We start from the raw sequence: 301 nt of genomic DNA, 5'->3' as shown, positions 1-301 counted from the left end.
CAGACAAAAGGCCTGTCCCCTGTGTGGATATATTTGTGTCTGGTGAGATGACTGGATAAGGTGAAAGATTGTTGCACCCGTCATGGTCACAGACAAAGAGCCTGTCCCCTATGTGAACTCTTAGCGTGGACATACCATAGAAATCCTCAGGCCTTTCATCGTCACTTCTAACCTGAAGCCCTTTGTCATACTCACAGGTATTGAACTGTGGAAACCGGGAGCAGTGGATGTGAGGAGGGTCGTCCTCATCTGAAGACACATGACACATGTGTGCCTTATCCCGGATCCATGTTGTGGCACC

The 301-nt window shown here is 49.2% G+C and carries 1 protein-coding gene; it reads right to left on the bottom strand.

The window, feature by feature from the left end; genetic code table 11:
* On the bottom strand, positions 1–259 hold a 259-nt coding region (locus tag E1189_RS24670), incomplete at its 3' end, for a hypothetical protein (RefSeq protein WP_230459942.1).
* Positions 260–301: the final 42 nt, after the last annotated feature.

The organism is Parendozoicomonas verongulae, assembly GCF_009711465.1.
Taxonomy (GTDB): domain Bacteria; phylum Pseudomonadota; class Gammaproteobacteria; order Pseudomonadales; family Endozoicomonadaceae; genus Sansalvadorimonas; species Sansalvadorimonas verongulae.
This window is presented reverse-complemented; position numbering and strand designations above follow the sequence as displayed.